12 protein-coding genes and 1 riboswitch are annotated in these 15768 nt (G+C 66.5%); of the genes, 1 reads left to right on the top strand and 11 read right to left on the bottom strand.

Annotated features, from left to right (window positions below; translation table 11 throughout):
* Positions 1–4: 4 nt before the first annotated feature.
* The 11 genes from B9Y86_RS14610 to B9Y86_RS14560 all read right to left on the bottom strand — a co-directional run bounded on the left by B9Y86_RS14610 (position 5) and on the right by B9Y86_RS14560 (position 15096).
* Positions 5–1015, bottom strand: coding sequence for a LacI family DNA-binding transcriptional regulator (locus B9Y86_RS14610; RefSeq protein ID WP_085487390.1), 1011 nt, complete (start codon positions 1013–1015; stop codon positions 5–7).
* 28 nt (positions 1016–1043) lie between these two features.
* A complete protein-coding gene (locus B9Y86_RS14605) occupies positions 1044–1940 on the bottom strand; it encodes a carbohydrate ABC transporter permease (RefSeq protein WP_085487388.1) in 897 nt (298 codons plus the stop codon).
* A complete protein-coding gene (locus B9Y86_RS14600) occupies positions 1937–2818 on the bottom strand; it encodes a carbohydrate ABC transporter permease (protein WP_085487386.1) in 882 nt (293 codons plus the stop codon). The genes B9Y86_RS14605 and B9Y86_RS14600 overlap by 4 nt, the downstream gene beginning before the upstream one ends.
* Before the next feature lie 61 nt (positions 2819–2879).
* A complete protein-coding gene (locus tag B9Y86_RS14595) occupies positions 2880–4229 on the bottom strand; it encodes an ABC transporter substrate-binding protein (protein WP_085487384.1) in 1350 nt (449 codons plus the stop codon).
* Between the two features lie 72 nt (positions 4230–4301).
* Positions 4302–5792, bottom strand: a complete 1491-nt coding sequence (locus B9Y86_RS14590; RefSeq protein ID WP_085487382.1) for a glycoside hydrolase family 32 protein — start codon at positions 5790–5792, stop codon at positions 4302–4304.
* Between the two features lie 245 nt (positions 5793–6037).
* Entirely contained in the window at positions 6038–7552 is a 1515-nt protein-coding gene (locus B9Y86_RS14585; RefSeq protein ID WP_139824929.1) for a bifunctional hydroxymethylpyrimidine kinase/phosphomethylpyrimidine kinase, read from the bottom strand.
* A complete protein-coding gene (gene thiE / locus B9Y86_RS14580; protein ID WP_139824928.1) occupies positions 7549–8214 on the bottom strand; it encodes a thiamine phosphate synthase in 666 nt (221 codons plus the stop codon). Before thiE ends, B9Y86_RS14585 begins: the two co-directional genes overlap by 4 nt.
* Positions 8211–9017 (bottom strand): hydroxyethylthiazole kinase, encoded by an 807-nt coding sequence (thiM, locus tag B9Y86_RS17395; protein WP_139824927.1) that lies wholly within the window; start codon positions 9015–9017, stop codon positions 8211–8213. Before thiM ends, thiE begins: the two co-directional genes overlap by 4 nt.
* Positions 9011–9103, bottom strand: a riboswitch (TPP riboswitch). Its footprint overlaps the gene before it by 7 nt.
* 243 nt (positions 9104–9346) lie before the next feature.
* The gene (locus tag B9Y86_RS14570) at positions 9347–11290 is read right to left on the bottom strand and encodes a YhgE/Pip domain-containing protein (protein WP_085487374.1); all 1944 of its coding nucleotides are present in this window, start codon (positions 11288–11290) and stop codon (positions 9347–9349) included.
* Positions 11287–14298 (bottom strand): MMPL family transporter, encoded by a 3012-nt coding sequence (locus tag B9Y86_RS14565; RefSeq protein WP_085487372.1) that lies wholly within the window; start codon positions 14296–14298, stop codon positions 11287–11289. Before B9Y86_RS14565 ends, B9Y86_RS14570 begins: the two co-directional genes overlap by 4 nt.
* Before the next feature lie 420 nt (positions 14299–14718).
* Complete coding sequence (locus tag B9Y86_RS14560) at positions 14719–15096, bottom strand: bleomycin resistance protein (protein WP_085487370.1); 378 nt, start codon at positions 15094–15096, stop codon at positions 14719–14721.
* Positions 15097–15211: 115 nt separating this feature from the next.
* Between B9Y86_RS14560 and B9Y86_RS17600 the strand changes: the two genes are divergently transcribed.
* Positions 15212–15754 carry a hypothetical protein gene (locus B9Y86_RS17600; protein ID WP_085487368.1) on the top strand — a complete coding sequence of 181 codons (543 nt, stop codon included), beginning with the start codon at positions 15212–15214 and terminating at the stop codon, positions 15752–15754.
* Positions 15755–15768 lie beyond the last annotated feature (14 nt).

Genomic DNA, 15768 nt, shown 5'->3' with positions numbered 1-15768 from the left:
TCGATCAGATCGACGACCGCGGCACGGCCGGGCACGAGATGAGCAATGGTCCCTCGGCCGGCGCGGACTGCAGGCCGAGGAGGACTCGCACCCCTGCGGCGCCGATCTCGTAGTGCGGAAGGGCCACAGTCGAAAGGGGCGGACGCAGATGGGCGGCGATGACCTCTTGGTTGTCGAAACCCGCCACGGCGATGTCGTGCGGAATCGAGAGCCCGAGTTCCCGCAGCCCGTCGTACAGTCCCATGGCGACACGGTCGTTGTGGCAGAAGACGGCGGTCACGCCCAGAGCGCGTATTCGCTCGGCTACTGCGTACCCGCCTTCCTGTTGCGGTTGTTCACGGAGGACCAGCGCAGGATCGTATTCGATGCCCGCATCGTGCAGAGCCTGGCGGTAGCCGTGCAAGCGACCGGTCTGGGCGGGCGAGGGGGTCGTCGTATTCACGAAGGCGATTCTGGTGTGACCGGCGTCGAGTAGAAGCCGGGTCGCCGTGCGGCCGCCCTGCCTCTCATCGGGCACGACGGCGGGAGCCGGAGTCTTCTCATCGAAGCAGTCGACGAGAACGTACTCGGTCTCCTTGAGCGCTTTGGGCGCGACGACAGAACGGTGGAACCACGTGGAGTAGAGGATGCCGCGCACCTTGTGCTCGAGCATCATCGAGATGGCGGCATCCTCGGCGTCGAGATCGCCCTCCGTGTTGGCGACGAGAAGAACGTATCCGTGCTTCCACGCCTCGTCTTGGGCGCCGTGGATGATCTGGCCGGCGAAGGGGGTGGTGGCGATCGCGTCGGCGACCAATCCGATGAAGTTCGAGCTGCCGCTCGACAGGTTCTTCGCCAGCGCGTTCGGACGATAGCCCAGCTCTCTGACCGCTTCGAGCACGCGCTGCCGCGCGCCCGGGCCGATGCGGGCGCCCTTCTTGTCGTTCACGACGTGCGACACCGTCGCGATCGAGACACCGGCCGCATCCGCCACCTGGCGCATGGTCACCGGGTGCGCGGATCGATCCGCGTTCATCTGCTCACTCGTTTCAGACACGTGATGATCATCCCTTAGTGGCGCCGCTGGCGAGGCTGTATGTCATGGCTTTGTTCAGCACCAGGAAGACGAGAAGCAACGGAGTGATGCTCACGCAGACGGCAGCGAAGGTCGCCGTCCAGTCGATCTTGCCCATGGCGCCGATGTAGTTCTGGAGGCCGAGGGGGATCGTCTTGAGGTCGTCGGTCAACACGAAGGTGTTGGCGAAGATGAAGTCGTTCCAGATGAAGATGCTGTTCACCATCGCGACGGTCACCATCGTGTTCACCGAGAGGGGAAGCGTGATCTGAGCGAAGATGCGATACGGCCCCGCTCCGTCGAGCGACGCGGCCTCGTAGATCTCACCCGGAATGTACTCGTAGAACGACGAGAAGAGATAGATCGACGTCGGCAGCGCGAACCCGGCGAGCGGGATGATGATCGACTGGTAGGTGTCGAGCAGATTGACCGCGGCGTAGTCGACGAAGAGCGGAACCAGCGCGACCTGTACCGGAACGATGATTCCGATGAGGAAGAGCGCACGCACGAGCTTGCTGAATCGAAAGCCCAGCACCTGCAGAGCGTAGGCGCCCATCATGCCGAGAAAAACGATGACGACGATCGAGCCGACCGTGACGATGAACGAGTTGAGGATGTTCAACCCGAGGTTTCCGGTGGCGAAGGCACGTGCATAGTTGTCGAACGTGACTGTCGTCGGCAGGGCGAAGGGGTTGCCGCCGGCGAAGTCCTTCTCGGTGCGCAAGCTGGTGATGAACAGCCAGGCGAGGGGATACACCTGCACGATCACGATGAGCGTGACGATGATGCCGGTGATCTTGCCTTGCAGATTCAGCGGTTTGCGTGGTGGTTTCTGCCGCCGCTCGGGGGCGGTGGGACTGGTGGTGCGGGATGCCGTGAGCGTCATGCGTCGGCCTTACGTCGAAGGAGTAGGAAGATGAGACCGACGGCCGCGAGACACTCGACCACGACGAACACCGAGATGGTGCTGGCGTAGCCGTAGTTCGTGCTCGTGAAGGCCGTCTTGTACATGTAGGTCGTCAGAAGTTCCGACGACTGGCCCGGGCCGCCGTTGGTGAGCAGGTACGGAATGTCGAAGCCCCTCAGTGCGTTGGTCGTCGCGATGATCGTCGTGGTGATCCAGACCGGCCTGATGTAGGGAAAGCGGATGCGCCAGAATGTCTGCCACCACGACGCTCCATCGAGTTTCGCCGCCTCTTCGAGTTCGGTCGGAACGGCGAGGAGAGCTGCGTAGATGATCAGCATGTAGAGACCCGTGAAGCGCCATCCCTCAGGAACAGAGACTGCCGCCAGTACGGTACTCACGTCTGACAACCAGGCCTGCTGAAGGTGTCCGAGGCCGACGAATTCGAGCACCTGATTGATCAGGCCTTCGGGGTCGAGCGAGTAGATGCGCTGGAAGAGGAATGCGATGGCTACCGTCGAGATCACCGCGGGCAGGATGTAGAGAGTCTTGACGACTTCACGGCCGCGCCGCAGAAGGGTCAGGAGGCTCGCCACGATCAGGGCGCCGCCGAGTTGGAGGATCAGACAGATCACCACGTAGCCGAGGGTGTTCCGGAAGGCGATCCAGAAGACGGCATCGCCGGTGAACATGTGCACGTAGTTGTCGATTCCGACGAAGAGCATCGGGCTGATGCCGTCCCAGTCGAAGAAGCTCAGATAGAGCGACTGAAAGATCGGCAGCAGAACCGCGATGCCGTAGAGGGCGAGCGGCGGTATCAGAAAGACCAGAACAGAGAGTCGTGACCGCTGGGGAAGCACGGCGTCCCCTTCCTGTGGGGCCCGAAGGCCCCACATCAGGCGTGGATGAGGTGGGCGTCGACTACTTGAAGGCCTTAGGCCCGTTGTCGGCGATGACTCCGTCCATCGTGGTGATGAACTCGTCGGGTGCGACCTCGCCCTGCAGCAGCAGAGTCAACTCCTGCTGCAGTCGGGTGTTGGAGGTCGGGTCGAGCTGGGTGTCCCACGGCATGGCTGTCTGCTCGCCGACATCGTTCGCCTGGTCGACCGCCCGCTGGTACAGCGGGGTCGCGTTCGCCGGCACGGTGGTCTGCACGGTGGTCGTGGGTGACAGGGCTCCGGTGGCGGCGTACACCTCGGGGTAACGCTTCAGTGCGAACGAGAGGAAGTCCCGAACCAGCGGGTCGTAGGTCTTGGTGTTCACGGCCATGCCGATTCCGGAGGGTGAGACATACTCGTTGGCGGCCGTCACCGAGTCCTTGGCGACCGGGAGGGTGAAGTAGTCGATGTCATCGCGCACCGAGGGGTCGAGTGCGTCGGTGGCCAGGCTGTTCAATTCCCACGTACCGATGTTGTAGACCGCGGCCTTGCCCGAGGTGAAAGAAGCCTGGGCGTCGGAGTAGCCGGTCGACGAGAAGCCGTCTTGGAAGCATCCGGCCGACCCGAGGTCGCTGAGCCACTTCACCGCCTGCTCGCCGGTCGGGTCGCTGAACTTCGCGTCGCCCTTCTTGAGCTGCTCCACGTAATCGGGGCCTGCGGTTCGGAACGGGTAGTAGGCCATGTAGCGCTCGAGCGGCCACTGATCCTGCCCATCGAGGGCGATGGGTGTGATTCCCGCAGCGCGCAGCTTCGTGCACATGGCAGGAATGTCGTCGAGTGTCTTGGGGATCTCGACGCCGGCTTGCTGGAAGAGCGCTTTGTTGTACCAGAAGAACTCCAGCTGGAACTCGAACGGCACCATGTAGAGCGAGCCATCGTCGAATCGCTGGTAGTTCAGCGCCGCCGGTCGATAGTCGTCGTACACGCCCAGGTCTTTCAGGAGCGCCTCGGCATCCATCATCTTGCCCTGCTTGGCGAGCTTCTGCGCGAACGGGGTCGCGTCTGTGTCGAACAGTTCGGGCAGTTTGTTGGCCGCGGCCAGGGTCTCGTATTTCTGGATGTACGACGGCCGGTCGGGCGTGGTGATCAGGTTCAGCGAGAATCCCGGATGCTTCGCCGCGTACTCGTCGGCGATCTGCTCCATTGCGGTGATGACGCCGCCGTCGGCGGGACGCGACAGAAGCCACGAGATCTCCCGTGGCACGATCTCGCCCTTAGGGTCGACGTTGGTCGGATCGGAATTGCCGGATGCGCCGGCCGAGCAGCCGCTGAGCAGCAGCCCGACGGCGGCCACGCCGGCCGCGATGGCGAGTCGTGCGCGATTGGTTCTCATGTGTTCATCTCCATTGATTGAAAGGGTCGGACGTTTGATCGTGGCGCGGTGGGAAAGGAAAAGTAGACGGGGTCAGGCGAGCTGATGCTGGTGGGCATCGGCCGACACCGACGTGGACTGAGACGGATCGGGGCGCACAGCCATCCTGAAGTGGCGCGCACTGACAGATCCTTCGCCGACGAACACGCCGATGCGTCCGGCGGTGTGGTCGTAGATGCGGGTGCTGAGCGTCGTACGACCGTCGAGGTTGACGACGCACAGGTCGTTCTCCACGATCACCTCGAGCCGGTGTCTGCCTGCCGAGAGATCGCAGGGGCGTTCGAGCTCGATCATGAATGGCACGTCGCCGGAGATCTCCCATTGGCCGTCTCCGGTGGATCGCCGAGGCCAGCGGTCGAAGACCATTCGATTGCGTTTGGGCTCGAGTCGCACGATGTACGACGAGTCCCCGTCGGCGCTCGATCGCAGGAGCAACCCGCATTCCGTCGTGCCCGCTTCGATGTCGAGATCGACGGAGGCGAAGTAGGCGGCTGGGGCGTCATCCTCCGAGATCACAGCCGTGTATCCGTCGGGAGATGACAGCTCGAGCGGAACGCCGTTCTCGACGTCGGCCAGACCGACGGGCGTCACCTCGCTGAAGCTGTTGCGCGTTTCGGATGCGAATCCGAAGTCGAGGGTGCCATCGGGTCTTTGCTTCGCCTCGACGACCGACATGGTTCCGGCCCACTGCCACGCGCCGTCGTCTCGCGAGTCTTCTTTGCTGGCGATCCAGCCGAAGAAGAAGCGGCGTCCGTCGAACTCTGCGGTCTTCGAGGCGTAGTACGCGCGGCCGTCGACGCTGTCGTATTCGGGCACAATCCACGGCCCGTCGAGGGTTTTCGCCATGCGGTACCGCGTGGTGAAGTTCTCTGAGAACTCGGAGTAGACCATGTACCACCAGTCGCCCCACTTGAAGACATCGGGGCACTCGTGCGCGATGTAGCGCCGCGGATCCCAGAAGGGTTCGGTCGGTTCCCATGTCACCAGGTCGGTCGATACGCACTGCGCGATTACACCGCGGCGACGCTCGGGGCCGTCGGAATGACGGGCGGCGATGAGCATCCGCCAGACACCGGCTTCGTCGTCGTGAAAGACGAAGGGGTCGCGCCAGTCTCCGGATTCGTAGCCGGCCGGGGCTCCGAACGTGTGCTCCGGATGCCGAGTCCAGCTCGCCATGTCATCGGAACTCGTGGCGTGCATGACCAGCTGAAGCGGCAGGCCGTCTGCGCCGAGGTGAGTGGGGTTCTGCCCGGTGTAGAACAGGTGGGTCAGGGCTCCGTCGCGCACGATGCTGCCCGTGTAGACGTTGAAGTCAGAGTCGAGCGACGACCCGTGTTCGAAGGCGAGGCCCTCGTCTTCGAAATCGACCAGGTTGCGTGTTGTAGCCAGGTGCCACGGAGTGCCCGGCTTCGGGTCGGAACGCTCCTCGTACAGGTAGAAGAGCTTGAATTCCCCATCGCTCTCGAACGGAATGATGTCTCCAACCCACGCGTCGTGCGGCTGGAAGAAGATCTGTTGGGGCATCGTCGTTGAGTCCTTTGGTTAATCGCTTGATCACACCATAGACAAGCCTCACAACGTGATCAAGCGGTTAAGCAAATTAAGCAAATTAACCACACTGCCGCCCTCGCGCTCCACTTCAGGAAGAACAGGCTGACCGCGTGCGAATTCGCCCGATTCGCGGCAGTTTTCCTGAGTTGTGGCGGGCTCCGCCGTGACAGGCGCCGCCGCGGCGAGTGCCGCCGCGCACGCCGCCGTCGCGGTGGCCGCTACGACCCCAGCGGCGCCGCGAAGAACGCCAACTCGTGCTCCGCCGACCGCACGAACGCCTCGCGCATCGCCTCGCGACCCCGCTCATCAGCCCGGGCGGCAGCCTGCGTGACGAACCCGACCGCCGCCTCCGTCATCTCGGCGATGCCGGCGTCGGCGTAGGTCTCGATCCACGATCGATACGGATGCGCGTCGTGCGAGCGAGGCAGCAGCCGCACCCCGATGTCTTGATACAGCCAGAAGCACGGCAGCAGCGCGGCGATGAGCGTGTCGTAGTCGCCCTCGGCGCACCGCGCGAGCAGATGATCGAGATAGCCGATGGTCGCGGAGTCGGGCCGAGTTCCGGCGTACGCCCCGTCGGCGAGCCACGATTCGTGCAACTCCAGCTCGGCGGTGATCGAACCCTCCGAGGCCGCCGCCCAGAACGCCTGTTCTGCGACGGTCGGAGCCAGGGCGCTCGCGGTCGCCAGAGCCCGTGCGTAGTCGCGCAGGTAGAGCGCATCCTGAGCCAGGTAGCCGCGAAAGGCGTCATCGCGCAGCGACCCGTCGCCCAAGCCCATCAGAAAAGGCAATGCATCGATCTGCTCGCGCACGTCTCGGATGCCGTCCCACCACTCGGTTCGGATCTCGCTGGCCGTGGGCCGAGTCTCGAGCCCCGCGCGCTGCCACATTCCGGCGAAGTGGTGGATCGGCCCGTTGCCTCCGCCGACGGCTAGTTCGCCACCGCCCCGGATGCTCTCGCTGATCCAGCGCTTCACCTCGCCGACCGCGCGCGCCGGCTCGACACCGCCGACCAGCCGAGTCGCGAGGCCCGACGAGAGCGAGCATCCGGTGCCGTGCGTGTTCGTAGTCTCTATGCGCGAGGCGTCGTACATGGTCACGAAGAGCTCGGGGCCCGTCGCGTCGACCAGCGCGTCGGGAGCGGTGTCGCCATCGAGGTGTCCGCCCTTTGCCAGCACGAGTACGCCGAATCGCGCCGACACCCGCGCCGCCTGGTCGAGAGTCTGCTGCCAGGTCGTCGCCGGTGGCTCATCGGCGAGAATCGCGAGTTCTGGGATGTTCGGGGTGACGACGTGCGCCAGCCGCGCCAGTTCACGAAGGGCACCCTCGGCGTCGGCGCGCAGCAGCCGGTCGCCACTGGTCGCCACCATCACGGGGTCGAGCACCACGATCGGCGGTGCGACCCGAACCAGCCACTCGCGCACGGCAGCGATCACGTCGACGTCGGCGAGCATGCCGATCTTCACCGCGTCGATCTCGACGTCGTCGCTGACGGCATCGAGCTGCTCGCGCAGAAACGCCACCGGAGGCACATGCACCGAGCGCACCCCGCGCGTGTTCTGCGCGACGAGGGCTGTGACCACGGCCATGCCGTAGCCGCCGTTCGCCGCGATGCTCTTGAGATCGGCCTGAATGCCGGCGCCGCCGGTGGGGTCGGTGCCGGCGATGCTGAGAACGCGAGGTACGGCGCGGGGCGCGGTCAGGGCCGCGTCGCGGGTCGCTTCCGCGCTCATCGGGCGTTCCTCCATTCGCTCGCCAGTTCTCGAGCGGCGTCGCCGGGGCTCGCGGCTGAGCAGATGGCCGACACCACGGCGGCCCCGGCCGCACCCGCTCGGCGCAGCGGCGCGATGTCTGCCCGCCCGATGCCGCCGATCGCGACGGCCGGCAAGCGGGTGGATGCGGCCAGCGCCGCGAACGCCTCGAGCCCCAGGGGCCGGGGCGCGTCGGTCTTCGTCGTGGTCGCATGCAGCGCTCCGATGCCGACGTAGTCGATGGCCCCGGGGTCGTTCTCTGCCTCGATCAACTGCTCGGGGGTCGACGCGCTGAGTCCGAGAACGGCGTCGGGGCCGATCAGCTCCCGTGCGAGCGCGGGCGGCAGGTCGGACTGTCCGAGATGAATGCCGTCGACCGGCACACCGAGCCTGCGGGCGGCGAGAAAGACATCCACTCGGTCGTTGACGATCACTGCCACCTCGTCGGGCACCGCTTCGGCGACCCGGCACACCAGGTCGAGAAACTCGCGGGCCGTGGCGTTCTTCTCGCGCAGCTGCACGACGGTCACGCCGCCCGCGACGGCCTCGCGCACGACCGTGAGAATCGGATGCCCGGCCGCCGTCGCGAGGGCCGTGTCGGTCACGAGATAGAGAGACAGATCGAGCGACGAATCGAGGCTCACGAGATGCTCGCTCGCGCGGCGATGTCGTCGGCGTCGACGGAGTACAGCGCGTCGAGGAAGGCGACGCCGAAGCTTCCCGGGCCGGCCGACTTCTCCGCGGCCAGCTCGGCGGCGACCGTGTAGACGGTGACCGCCGCGACCGTGGCGGCCAGCCGGTCGTCGTGGGCCGCCAGGAATGCGGCCATCACGGCGCCCAAGGCGCATCCGCCGCCCGTGATGCGGGTGAGCAGCGCGTCGCCGTTGGCGATGCGCACCACGCTCGCGCCATCGGTGAGCAGATCGACGGGGCCGGAGACGGCGACGATGCCCGACGTCGTCTCGGCGAGCGAACGCGCGGCGGGGAGGGCGGCCTCGACCGAGTCGAGGGCGTCGACACCGCGGCCGCCCTCGCCCATGCCGGAGAGCGCGATGATCTCCGAGGCGTTGCCTCGGATGACCGTGGGGTGCAGATCACGCAGCCGGTAGGCGAGGGGCGTGCGCACCGGAAGCGATCCGATGGCCACGGGATCGAGCACCCACGGGGTGTTGCCGGCGGCGGCCCCCGCCTGCGCCTCGATCATCGCGGCGCGCTGCTCGGGCGTCGGTGTGCCCAGATTGATCAGCAGGCCGGATGCGACGGTCGCGAATGGCCCGGCCTCGCCGACTATGTCGACCATCGCGGGCGCGGCCCCCACGGCGAGGAGTGCGTTGGCCGTGAAGTTCACGACCACGCTGTTGGTGATGCAGTGCACGAGCGGGCTGTTCAGCCGCACCTGCTCGAGGGCATGGATGGTGGATTCGATGAATGGTTTTGACGTGCGCATGAGCGCGACATCCCTTCGCTAGTACGAACTAGATCAGGTTCGACGGGTGTGTTCTCAGCCCTTGATGGGCACCCCGTGTCACGTAATTGCGGCCAGCCTAGCAAAGCGCCGGGTCAGAGCAGGGCGGCATTGTTGTTCCACGGCGGATCGGCACTAATTGCAGCGCGGGCGGAGATTCGGGTGCACCTGGCGCCATAGACGCTCGGATTGGCGGAATCTCCGTCCGATCAGGAGGTTGGGACCCAGCCATGGCCGCAAACGGGAGGAGATTCGTGAAACCGATGCTCTATTCGCGTCGGATGCGCAGATCTCCTCCCGTTTTCGCGTAATCAGGGGAGTGGCCGCATGCGCCGCCGCGAGATCGCCACCAGCGTCAGCGCCACTCCGACGGCTCCGGCGATCACCAGCGACGCCGTCGCCGCACCGACCTGAGCCCAGCCGCCGTCGCCCGTCGCGAGTGCCTGCAGGGCCCGCGTCGCCTGGGCCAACGGAAGACTGCCGGCGAGCGACTGCAGCGGATTGTCGGCTCCCGCCCGCGCGAACAGGGTGCCCACGGCCGCGAGCTGCAAGGCGACGAAGGCCAGCGAGATCGCCCAGCCGATGCGCCCGAAGAGTGCCACGAGTCCCTGGTGCAGCAGCACGAAGGCCAGTGAGATACCGAGAACAACGAGCACGCTACCGGCATGGTGAACAGGCGATACTCCGACGACTGCCAGCCAGATGAGTACCAGCACCGCCTGCGCCAACACGAGCGCGGCCACGACCGCGAACGAGCGCGCCCCGATGCGCCAGCTCGACGCCGCCGACAACAGCGCCCTCGGAGGGAACGGACGCAGCAGCACGAACAACACGAGCGCGCCGATCCAGAGCGCGAGCGGCAGCACGGCGATCGACACCGCGGTCTTCGGCGCGGGCGCAGCAGTGATGTCTTTCGTCGTGGTCACGATCGGGTCGCTGACCACGGTCGACAGGGTTTTCTGCTGGTCGTCGGTATAGCTCGGCACGGCGTCGGCCGCCGCGCGCAGGCCGGATGCGAGTTGCCCGGTATTGCTCGACAGCTCGGCCGCGCCGCTCGACAGCCCCGTAGCCGCCCCGTTCAGAACCGACGTGCCGGTCGCCAGTTCGACCGCTCCGCCGGCAAGCAGGGTGAGGCCGCCGCTCAACTCGGGAGTCGTGGCGGCCAGCTCGCCCGTGCCCGTGGCGAGCAGCTTGTTCGCCACGGTGATGACGCCCGAACCCAGGGTTGCCGCGTCGAGGTCGACTCCGAGGTCGATGGCCTGGGCCTCGGTGGTGTTCGCGGTCGTCTGCGATGCCTCGAGCTTCTGCTGCAACTCGAGTTTGAGGGGTGCCAGCGCGGGGTCTGTCGTGGTGTCGATGCCGTCGATGACGTGCCGCAACGCATCCATCTCGCCGCGTAGTTGCAGCTGGTTGGCCTGAAGGGTCTCGGCTTTGCGGGCTGTGTCACCGAGCCCCGAGGTCAGCAGTGTCGACAAATCGACGGTCGCGCCGGCCAGCTCGTTGAGCTTCTGGGTGGCTGCGGGCAGGCCGGCTGCGCCGGAGGCAGTCGTGGAGAGCCCGCTCGACAGCTGCTGCGCGCCCTGGTCGACCTGCGCCGCGCCCGTCGACGTCTGCTGCAGTCCCGTGGCCAGCTGGCCTGCGCCCGTGGCGAGGGCATCTGTGTCGTCTGCGACCGTGCTGAGCTTGTCGTGCAGGTCGGTGTAGCCGACGAGCAGTTGAGACACGAAGCCCTGGGTGAAGGTGGTGGCGATACTCTCGTGCAGGCTGCGGGAGAGCGCCGACGCGAGTGCCTGCGCCGAGGCTCCCTGCGCGCTGCTGGTCTGCACCTCGAGCTGGGCCTGCACCGGGGTGTCTCCGGTACTCGAGATGTAGGCCGCCGAGAAGTCCGACGGAATCGTCACCACGGCCGAGTAGAGCCCGTCGGCGAGCCCTGCCGTCGCAGCAGTCGGATCGGTCAGCGTCCAGTCGAAGCCGCTGTCCTCAGCTGATATCAGCTGCTGGGTGAGCAGTTTTCCGGCGGCGACAGGCGTCGATTTTCCGCCCGCTTTGCTGTCGATCGGGGTGTCGAGGTTCACGATCGCGGCTGGCAGGGCGGGCACACCATTGGCCGCGGTCGGTGTCGTCGGCGTCATCGCGGTTACCGCGACGCCGGCGACGACGAGTGGTGCCACGAGAACAAGCGCGAGGATCACTCCGCGCGCCCAGCGCGGCCGCCGGGAGTCGGCGTCGTTCAGTAGGCCGGTGAGCGCGCTCATGCCAGCACCTTTCCATTCAGGTCGCGTGCCGGGTCGTCGACGGCCAGGTTCAGGTCGACGATATGAGTGATGCGACCGGGCGCTTCTGAGGCGGCCGCGCCGGTTCTGTCAGCCGTGCTCGACTCGAGAGCGATCAGCAGAGTGACGTCGCGTTCGGCGGCTTCGGCGAGGGCGACGACGAAAGCGGATGCGTGCCGCGGCTCGAGCGCACCCGTCTCGACAGCGATAAGCGGCCGGCCCGACGAGAGCGCGACAGCCGCGTCGACGGCGAGCAGTTGCCCGGTCGAGAGCTCGTGCAGCGGGGTCGTGTCGGTCACGCGCTTCGCGCCGGATGCCGCGCCCCCGGCCGCCTCGTCACTCACCGAGGCGAGCAGAGCGGGCAGGATGCGGTGCGCGGTTCCGCGACGATCCGCGCGGTGGCCGCGCGGCGCATCCATGGCGATCTGGGCCGTGAGGTAGCGGCCCAGGGTCGACGGCTCGGCGGGCTGGGCGAGCACGAGCTCGCTCTGCGCGCGCAGGGCGTGTGCGTCGAAGGGCAGTGCGTGGCCGAGCACGGTGAGGTGGCCGGATACCGGTCGCGCGCGGCCGACGAGCGTGGCGAGCAGCTCCGTTCGAGCAGATGCGGGCGCTCCTGCGAGCAGCAGCACGTCGCCCACCGCGGTGTCGAGGTCGATAGGGGAGAGCCCGGCGACGGTGAGGTCGCGAGCCTCGATGCTCGGCGCGGGCTGGGCCCAGCTCGGATCGGCAGCATCCGGAGCCGAACCGGCCGTGGCCGCACCGGTCTCGGGGTGCCAGCCCCGGGCATCCAGAAGCTCGTGCACCGTCTCGCCCTCGATGTCGACGTTCGGCACGATGCGGTCGAGCCAGCGCGGAAGACGCCACGCCCGATCGCCCAGCAGCGCCATCAGGGCAGGGATGAGGGTCATGCGCACGAGGAAGGCATCGATGAGCACTCCCACGGCGAGGCCGCCGGCGAGCGGTTGAAGCACGGCTCCTCCGCCCGGAACGAACGAGGCGAAGACGCTGAACATGATGAGCGACGCGGCCGTGACCACCCGGGCCGACGCCGTGAAGCCGTCGATCACCGAGCGGTGCGCGTCGCCGGTCTTGATGTAGTCCTCGCGCATGCGCGTCACGAGAAAGACCTGATAGTCCATGGCGAGCCCGAACAGAACGGCCATCACGAGAATGGGCATGAAGCTGATGACAGGGCCGACCTTCTCGACTCCGAGCGGGTCGGCGAGCCAGCCCCAGTTGAATACCGCGGTGACGACGCCGAATGACGCGCCGACCGAGAGGAGGAAGCCGAGGGTCGCCGTGAGCGGAACCGCCAGCGAGCGGAACACCATGGTGAGCAGCACGATGCACAGACCGACCACCACCAGGGCGAAGGGCAGCAGCGCATGGCTGAGTCTGTCTGAGATGTCGATCGCGACCGCGGTCTGGCCCGTCACCATGTAGCCGAAGCCGTTCGCTTTCTCGAAGGCGGGCTCCCTGTCGCGGATGCTCTTGACCAGCGCCGTGGTCGCATCGGAGTCGGGCGCGCTCGACGGGGTGAGCGAGATGATCGCCATGTCGAGCGCCTGATTAGGAATCGCCTTGCTCACGGCGGCCACGTCGGCGACGCCGGTGAACTGCTTCTCGAGCGCGTCGAGCGCATCCTCTATCTTGAGCGTGCCACTGATGTCGGCGGTCACCAGCAGCGGGCCGTTGAATCCTGGGCCGTAGCCCTTGGCCAGCAGGTCGTACGCCACCCGCGCCTGCGTTCCGGGAGCGTCGTACCCGGCGTCGGGAACGGTGAGCTTGAGCCCCAGAGCGGGAACGGCGAGCAAGCCGAGTCCCAGAACAGTGGCGACGACGGTGATCAGGGGGCGACGGGTCGCCATGGTCACCCAGCGGTGCCGGATGCTCGTCTCCTCGGTGCGCGGGCGTCGCGGGCGTCGGGTGGCGGGCTTCTTCGACGTCTTCGCCTTCGGGGCCTTCGGGGACTTCGGGGTTCGCACGCGGGGAATCATGCGTTTTCCGCAGAGGCCGAGGATCGCGGGCAGCAGCGTCACGGAGACGGCGATGGAGATCACCACTCCGAAGGCGGCGCCCGCCCCCATGACCGAGAGGAACGGAATGCCGACAACCGAGAGGCCGAGCAGTGCGATGATCACGGTGAGACCGGCGAACACCACTGCGCTTCCGGCTGTCGCGGTCGCGAGCGCCACCGATTCTCGCGGCGCCATGCCCGCCGCTAGCTGCGCCCGGTGCCTTGACACGATGAAGAGCGCGTAGTCGATTCCGACGGCGAGGCTCAGCATCTCGGCGAGCACGGGGGCTGTTGCTGAGATCGTGACGAAGGCCGAGAAGATACCGATGCCGCCGATCGAGATGCCGACGGCGACAAGGGCGGTGATCAGGGGCATCCCGGCTGCCAGAAGCGAGCCGAAGGTGATGGCGAGAATCACGAAGGCCACTCCGAGGCCGATGGCTTCCTGGCTCAGATCGGGGGCGGCCTTGGGTGCGGTGAGACCGGAGTAAGAGACCGTGAGCCCGTCTTGCTTGGCGCCGTCGCCGATGCTCTGGATGTTCACCTCGGCCTCCGGGGACAGCGAAGCTTGCGGCACGTCGTACTGAACCGAGACATAGGCAAGCGACTTGTCGGCACTGATCTGGCTGGCGTTGCCCGATGCGAAGGGATCTGCCGCGTTCGCCACGTCGGGCATGGCGCCGAGCTTCTGAGAGATAGCGCTGATCTGGGTGGCGTAGCTGTCGATGTCGTCGCCCGCGGGCGCCTCGAAGATCACCTTCGCGCTGCCGCCACCGGCCTGAGGAAAGCGCGTATCCAGCATGTCGATGGCGGTCTGCGACTCGGTTCCCGGAATCTCGACGCCCTGCTGCATCTGCCCGTTGAGAACGATGGATGCGCCGAGCGCGGCTGCGGCCAGCAGCAGCCACGTCGCGATAACAATAAAGTGCCGACGGGCAGAGAACGCCCCGATCGAATACAGCAGTGTTGCCATGAGAAAGCACGTCCCCCGATGAGCGCTCGCACCCCAGCGGGTGCGCCGCGCGGTCGCGGCCACGGGGCATGCCCACGATACCGGAGGAGGGGCTCAGACGCGACGAAACATCGCGATTCTGCGCGGGCGGAGAATCGAGCAGTCCGAGCGCGAGAGGCCGTCGGAGGGGCGGAATTTCCGCCCGCGGCCGTGGGGCTCCGGAGCGTGTGCGCGCAAACGGGAGGAGATCTGCGAAACCGACCCTCTATTCGCGTCGGATGCGCAGATCTCCTCCCTTTGCCGGATCTCGCTAGCGTCGAGCACAGGATGATGCGCGAACACGGCTGGATGCCCTACCGCAAGCGGATCCGCCTGGCCGGAGAGTTCACGCCGGCCGGAGTCAGCGTCACGCTCACCGCTTTTCGTCAGGACTGACATCGCTCAGGCGGAGTCTGCCGCCCTGTTCTCGATGAGACTCAGCTGCGTGCCGTCGGGATCGATGAGGAATCCGGCTCGATGACCCCACGGCTGCAACGTGATGGGATGCAAGCGCGGTGCGCCAACCGACTTCTCCTCGACGCCGGCCCGCTCGATCTGCCGGTAGAGCTCATCGATGTCGTCGACGCGAATGCTGCACATGAACGAACTGTCTTCGGGAACGAGCTCGGCAAAGGGAAAGAACTCCAGGTGTATCTCGCCGCGGCGCAGGATCAACCAGTCGTCGCTTCGGTAGCTCGGCTCGAATCCGAACGCGCCGTAGAACGCGGTGGTCACGTCGAAGTCTCGAGACGGCAGATTCGGCACGGCGCGGTCGTTCATAGAACGAGGCTAGTGAGACGGATGCGTCGGGGCCAGCTCCAAAGACACAGTGCGTGCGACCGGATGCGGTGGTGCGGCAATATTGAGCGCGACGACATCGAGGAGGTTCTCATCCATGACATCGCCTAGACCTGCGAGGCTCGCTCTGCTGCTCAGCGCCGCTCTTATCGCCGCCGCGCTTGCGGGATGCTCCACGACGGCGGCCACTGACCCGCCGGCCCCCACCCGAGCATCTGCTTCGGCGACGCCGACCCCGACTGCGACGCCCGACGCATCCGCTGGGTCTGCGGGCTCTGCCGACGAGCGATACGCGACCTTGTGCGCCGCGAACTCCGCTGCGGCAGCCGCGAAGGCTGGCACGGTCGGCGAGGATCTAGAGGCGGTCAAGGCTCAGGGCGTGGCCATTCGGCAGCTCTTGCCGATGACGGACGTGAGCCCAGACGTCGCGGCCGGCGCAGAGGTGTTCGCCACGTCGACAGACGAGACCGCTGGGATTCTCGCGCAGTTCCCCGCCGACAGCCTGGTCTCCGACGTGGGGCTCGATCCGAGATTCACGCAGTCGCAGTCGATGCAGAGTGCCATGACCGACCCGAACTATCAGGCCTTCATCGCGTGGACCATCCAGACCTGTGGATTCGGTTCATCCGAGGCGGGCTGATTTCGCTGTCTTTC

It is taken from the genome of Agreia pratensis (assembly GCF_900177685.1).
Taxonomy (GTDB): Bacteria; Actinomycetota; Actinomycetes; order Actinomycetales; family Microbacteriaceae; genus Agreia; species Agreia pratensis.
The sequence above is the reverse complement of the archived record's forward strand: the minus strand, read 5'-3'. Positions and strand labels throughout refer to the sequence as shown.

What these genes read in the sequence shown, in the direction of transcription:
- B9Y86_RS14610 (WP_085487390.1), bottom strand. Translation starts at nt 1,015, where the DNA reads ATGAACGCGGATCGATCCGCGCACCCGGTGACCATGCGCCAGGTGGCG.
- B9Y86_RS14605 (WP_085487388.1), bottom strand. Translation starts at nt 1,940, where the DNA reads ATGACGCTCACGGCATCCCGCACCACCAGTCCCACCGCCCCCGAGCGG.
- B9Y86_RS14595 (WP_085487384.1), bottom strand. Translation starts at nt 4,229, where the DNA reads ATGAGAACCAATCGCGCACGACTCGCCATCGCGGCCGGCGTGGCCGCC.
- B9Y86_RS14590 (WP_085487382.1), bottom strand. Translation starts at nt 5,792, where the DNA reads ATGCCCCAACAGATCTTCTTCCAGCCGCACGACGCGTGGGTTGGAGAC.
- B9Y86_RS14585 (WP_139824929.1), bottom strand. Translation starts at nt 7,552, where the DNA reads ATGAGCGCGGAAGCGACCCGCGACGCGGCCCTGACCGCGCCCCGCGCC.
- thiM (WP_139824927.1), bottom strand. Translation starts at nt 9,017, where the DNA reads ATGCGCACGTCAAAACCATTCATCGAATCCACCATCCATGCCCTCGAG.
- B9Y86_RS14570 (WP_085487374.1), bottom strand. Translation starts at nt 11,290, where the DNA reads ATGAGCGCGCTCACCGGCCTACTGAACGACGCCGACTCCCGGCGGCCG.
- B9Y86_RS14565 (WP_085487372.1), bottom strand. Translation starts at nt 14,298, where the DNA reads ATGGCAACACTGCTGTATTCGATCGGGGCGTTCTCTGCCCGTCGGCAC.
- B9Y86_RS14560 (WP_085487370.1), bottom strand. Translation starts at nt 15,096, where the DNA reads ATGAACGACCGCGCCGTGCCGAATCTGCCGTCTCGAGACTTCGACGTG.
- B9Y86_RS17600 (WP_085487368.1), top strand. Translation starts at nt 15,212, where the DNA reads ATGACATCGCCTAGACCTGCGAGGCTCGCTCTGCTGCTCAGCGCCGCT.